Origin of the sequence: Zhenpiania hominis, assembly GCF_014333425.1 — a bacterium.
Lineage (GTDB): Bacteria > Bacillota > Clostridia > Peptostreptococcales > Anaerovoracaceae > Hominibacterium > Hominibacterium hominis.
Genome location: NZ_JACRYT010000043.1, coordinates 1 through 4,795 on the forward strand (window position 1 = coordinate 1; position 4,795 = coordinate 4,795).

General features: G+C 44.1%; 8 protein-coding genes. All 8 read right to left on the minus strand.

Translation table 11 applies throughout. The features are described from left to right. Positions 1 to 206 precede the first annotated feature (206 nt). Positions 207 to 416 carry a hypothetical protein gene (locus H9L42_RS16445; protein ID WP_187304483.1) on the minus strand — a complete coding sequence of 70 codons (210 nt, stop codon included), beginning with the start codon at positions 414 to 416 and terminating at the stop codon, positions 207 to 209. Beyond that, a complete protein-coding gene (locus tag H9L42_RS16450; RefSeq protein ID WP_187304484.1) occupies positions 416 to 598 on the minus strand; it encodes a hypothetical protein in 183 nt (60 codons plus the stop codon). Before H9L42_RS16450 ends, H9L42_RS16445 begins: the two co-directional genes overlap by 1 nt. Then, a complete protein-coding gene (locus H9L42_RS16455; protein WP_187304485.1) occupies positions 595 to 876 on the minus strand; it encodes a hypothetical protein in 282 nt (93 codons plus the stop codon). The genes H9L42_RS16450 and H9L42_RS16455 overlap by 4 nt, the downstream gene beginning before the upstream one ends. Then, on the minus strand, positions 860 to 1,198 hold the full coding sequence (locus tag H9L42_RS16460; RefSeq protein WP_187304486.1) for a hypothetical protein: 339 nt from the start codon (positions 1,196 to 1,198) through the stop codon (positions 860 to 862). Before H9L42_RS16460 ends, H9L42_RS16455 begins: the two co-directional genes overlap by 17 nt. Before the next feature lie 336 nt (positions 1,199 to 1,534). Further along, the gene (locus H9L42_RS16465; RefSeq protein ID WP_187304487.1) at positions 1,535 to 3,379 is read right to left on the minus strand and encodes a DUF927 domain-containing protein; all 1,845 of its coding nucleotides are present in this window, start codon (positions 3,377 to 3,379) and stop codon (positions 1,535 to 1,537) included. Then, the gene (locus tag H9L42_RS16470; RefSeq protein WP_187304488.1) at positions 3,331 to 3,873 is read right to left on the minus strand and encodes a CHC2 zinc finger domain-containing protein; all 543 of its coding nucleotides are present in this window, start codon (positions 3,871 to 3,873) and stop codon (positions 3,331 to 3,333) included. The genes H9L42_RS16465 and H9L42_RS16470 overlap by 49 nt, the downstream gene beginning before the upstream one ends. Next, positions 3,870 to 4,328: an ERCC4 domain-containing protein gene (locus H9L42_RS16475; RefSeq protein WP_187304489.1), complete on the minus strand. Its 459-nt coding sequence runs from the start codon at positions 4,326 to 4,328 to the stop codon at positions 3,870 to 3,872. Before H9L42_RS16475 ends, H9L42_RS16470 begins: the two co-directional genes overlap by 4 nt. A 12-nt stretch (positions 4,329 to 4,340) precedes the next feature. Then, entirely contained in the window at positions 4,341 to 4,721 is a 381-nt protein-coding gene (locus H9L42_RS16480) for a single-stranded DNA-binding protein (RefSeq protein WP_187304490.1), read from the minus strand. Positions 4,722 to 4,795 lie beyond the last annotated feature (74 nt).

Genomic DNA, 4,795 nt, shown 5'->3' on the forward strand with positions numbered 1-4,795 from the left:
TTGTCCCATCCTTCCGCCTCTTTATCCGATGCATCACAGCCGCCAAGCGCGGTAAGCATTTGCTCTACGTCTGAGCGCTTGATTAAATCGTTCATAGTCCCTCCTTTCTCCCCGCAGACATTCGAATAAAAGGGGAACGCTTTTCCTTTCTTTTTTATTTTTTGCGTTGAACTGTCTGCGGGGAAGTGGTTGCAACTTGATGCAACTTAATTGTGTTCGCTGTTTAACCAGTCATAAGTCTTTCTATAATGCTCATAAAAATCAAATTCACCAAAGGAATCTTTTATCTGCTTATAACTTGCTTGTTGCTTACTTGATATTGCAAGCAATATCGTTTCTGTAAAATTTTCAATCGCCTGCTGTTCAAGTGATTTCGCGTCCTCTGTAAATTCGTTGTTGTATTCCCAGTTTTTCATTATTCCTCCGTTATTACTCTAACAAACTTCACGCCTTCTTTTTTTCGTACTGTCCCGCGTGACAAGTATGAGCGCATCGTTTTTTCCGTCATTTCATATCGTTTTGATAGCTCAATCACGTTCTTGCAGACGCAGACTGGAAGTTCATATTCGTCTGCCGTTACGGCCATATAATATTTCATTTCTCCCACCTCAATCCTGCAAATCTAAGCCCTGTATGCGCCTCTATTGTCTCCGCTACATCTCTAAGCTGTATCGCGTGTTCGTCTAAATGCCTTGACCAATTCTCTAAGTCCTTCGCAGACTCAACGATCTGGTCCTCATTTAGCTTTAATGTATCTGCCATTACCGCGATGCAAAGCAGAATTGTATCACTGACACCGCCTGCCCGTGCCGTGCGTTTTATACGCTCAATTTCTTTGTCTGAGTAGGTTTTCTTTGGTCTACGCTTTTGATTCACTCTCCCGCACCTCCCGGCTCTCTTTGAACTTGTCACACATAGCCGCTACCTGAATTAGTTCGCATGCTCCATTGATTGCCTTCTGCTTGATTTCGTTTACAAGCTTTGAGTATTGATGACATTCATCTCGATATACGCTTTGTTTCAGAGCTACTTCCCATATGGCAATCAGTTTTATTTCCGATTGTGCTTCACAAATTTCCTCGCGTAACAATGCTAGTCCCTCATAATCACTAAGTGTATATCCGTGATTTTTTATTGCGGATGTCTTTTCTTTATCGACTAAATCCGATATAATTTCTTTTAAAGCGTTCATATTCATAATTAGTACCTCTTTTTTTATTGTCCGAAGCGACCGAACCATGTCCGTTCTACTTGTTAGGACGCAAAATTGTTGATATTTCAATGTTTTATCTGTCTGTCCGAACAGCCGAACCACTTTTTGACCCTATAGAAACATATACATACATACTTTTATTATCGTGTAAGGGGTATATCTCGTAAAATATAAATATGGTTAAAATCGAAAATTGTTCGGACACATCTCAAAATCGTAAAACCTAGTATTTGCAATGCATATAGAGTTTTTTAGGCGCCCATACGTCCGCACAAAAAGCATTTCAATTTACTAGAATTTGTAAATTCATTTCATTTATTGCTAAAATTCTTCCTGTTCATTTTCCGGCACCTCCTCGAACCCCTCCGGTATCAAATCCAGCTTTAACACTACACATTGACATTTAATTCCATTCATCCGAACTCGCTTTGTATACCCCCTGCCTTCCGTCTCAATCAGTCCCTCCCGTTTCAACCAGGAAAGAAAGGATGTCGCGTTGTAATTGTTCTCTGCACAGGCTCGATTAAAGATATTTCGGATAATGCAGATTTTATCGTGATCCTTTTTGCCCCAGGTCTCTTGCGCGTTGTCTTCACTGAATTTGATGCTGTTTTGCGTAATCCAATCAATCAGCCATTCATACGCCCGGATATCCGAGGACACATCACTGTGTGTAGCTAGAAATTTTGCCATCTCATCCGCAGTCAGCCCATTTCCATCCTTAAAAATCAATAAGTCAATTAACGCATCTGCCGTTAAAATCAGTGATGCTGCCATCGTTTGTTTTTCGGTGATATCCTTATTGGATAGCTGTTCAAAGAATTCACCCTGCGCCTTGATTGCCATTTCCCGTATCTCTGGTTTCATCAGTTCCTCAATAAACATTTCTCCTGCGTGCCCATAGTGGTGAATGAGGAAATCTGCGGTCTGTTTCGCGCTTTGGAAGAACTTCGTATTTTCTGTATTAATCTCAATGATCCGGTTGATCGCTCCTCCCCCTGAATGTGCCGATGTGATAGGAGATTCTCCGCTGCTCAAAATGCAGTTTCTCCAGGTCTGCACCCTCTGAAGCCCGCCTGTCTTGGCCCCGCGTGTTCGTCCTGCTCCTTCCGTGAGTTTATAGATTGTACTGTCAAAACTTTTTTTATCATTTCTCTGGATCTGAAATTCATCTAAAATCAGAGGCAGAGAATTCACAAATCCGGCATAAAGTTCCTGACCTACGTCCGTACTGTTAAAGGTGTGAATATATTCCCCTACTTTTGGATTTGCCCATACGGAAGCGGCCAGCATCAGCGCTACTGTTTTTCCATTTCCGCTCCCTCCCCAAAAATGAACAAAGAAGAGTGAACAGTTACATGGCTCTACCAGGACCGATGCAAAAGACGCAGCCAGGGCAATCTTGGACGGAATATTATTGCGCGCTCGAATTTTTTTCACAAAATCAATCCACTCCTGCGCAGTTCCTGCCTTTTCCGTTACCGCACGATAAGCGCTTCTAAAGTTGATATCCCCGTCAAAGATCAGGTTCTCTACGTATGGAGAAAATTCGTTCCGGCCAATCCAGCCCAGGCGGGATACTGAATTGTGTTCCGGGATAATACTGTAGTTCAAATTCTCCACATCGCAGATATATTGCACCAGGTGTTTTGCGCTTTCGGAGGTCACAGCAACACCGTAGTCCGCCAGTTCGATAATCGATCGTGCGCTGGCAAGCTGGCTCCGGTTACAAACGATGCTTCGCCAGTCGCCTCCTTTCGCGAAAGCGATTCTTGTCTTTTCCAGGCCTGTATCAATATTGACCAGGCGCTCTACCGGCATGATCGGGTGTACGCATGCCACATCTTCATATCCTTTTGCGTTAAACCTCGTAATCCCAAAGTCGTTCGCTTTCCACTGCCCCGTATCCAGCTCCAGCTCCTGTCCGGTAAAGTTTGTCACGTTTTCGGCATAAACCCGCTCCGTGGACATGGCTACTGATTCACAGTAGCTTTTAAAGAGCGCTTTGAAATTAAGTACTTTGCAACTTTTCGCAATGTCCGCCATCTTCTCCAGTTCCCTGTTTCGCTCAAAGGAACTTTTGATCGCGTACAGTTTTTCGTAAGGCTCTGTACTGTTCAGGAAGTAGTCTTTTGTGTATGTGATTTGTTCGTTGCCATCTCCCACAGCCTCGCCTCCTCTCCGCTGAAATCGTCCAGAAGGATGTCCAGCTTTTCTATCATGTCTTTTAACCACTCTTCGCCGTTACAGTACCGACGAAACAGCACTGCATGGACCGTACAGAGGGTTAAATAGTTTTGATGTAATTCTTCTTGATGCTCCTGATATCGTTTCTCTATGCGCCTGTTTTCAGCCATCTGCTGACGGGTTCGATAATCCGGCTCTTTTCCAATTAGTCCAAGATGAAAATCGCTATCCAGTTTTACAAGCGCTTGTCGAAAACTAATTCCGTATGATTTCATCACAAAGTCAATGACCCCGCCATAAGCTCCGCAGCCGAAGCATTTATAGTGCTCGTTCTTAATGCTCAGGCTGGCGGTCTTTTCGTCATGGAAGGGGCAAAGAGCAAATCCCCTTCCGTTGAATTTCACGCCGTAGAATTCCATCACGTCTCTGAGTTTGAGTGCTTCGGTGATTTTCTTTGCCAGGTCATTCTTCATTGTTCCGTCCCCAGCAGGCGTAGAATTTCTTTTCCTGTATTTCGCTTGCTGCAGAACACATACTCCACATTGTGCTTGTGCTGCCATGCCCGCAGGATTCGATAGACCCGCTCTCCGATAATGGCTCCGAATCTAGGTTCCCACAGCATAATATCTTCCAGCCCGGAAATTGGCTTTCCGTCAATGCGGTCCTGCTCAATCAGGAAGTACATCTTGGCGCCCATTTCATCCAGACGCTCCAGTTCTCGCTTCATTCGCTTATGATCGCTTGTAGCGTTCTGGGCAATCTCCGCGATATTCTGTTTTCGGTCGATAATAACCAGGGGACGTTCCAGATTGATGTAATCCCCCACATAGAGTTTACTGACAAAGAACTTCACATTCTGCCGCTCAAACTCCGCCACGATTTTTTGGATCGCCCGGCTTTTTTCTCTGCTGTCAATCTGTATCTGCATCGGTCGCCTCCTTTAGAATGGAATTTCTTCATCGTTCACTGCCTCAAATCCTTCCGGTACGTTGGGATCGCCTGACCGTTCCTTTTTACTTCCACAGAAATCAAAATTATTGACGATACATTTCCAGTTATATCGATTTTCTCCGTCTTTGTTTTTATATTTCTGCTTCTGCATTTCACCAGATACGACAATCTCACTGCCCTTTTGAAAGAACTTCTCAATCACTTCCGCCCGCTTTCCAAACATGGCGCAGTCAAAAAAGTCCGCTTCTTCTCCATACTGCCGATCCGACGCAACGGTAAAGTTGCAGACTTTTGAAGAGCCATTTTTTGTATCAATCTCCTTTAACTCCGGATCTCTTGCCAGTCTCCCGTGAATAAATATTTTATGCATCGTAACCCTCCAAATAGGATACCGGTCCCGTGAGAACTTTGGTCTGTTTACAGTAATCGCAATGCTCACAGCGT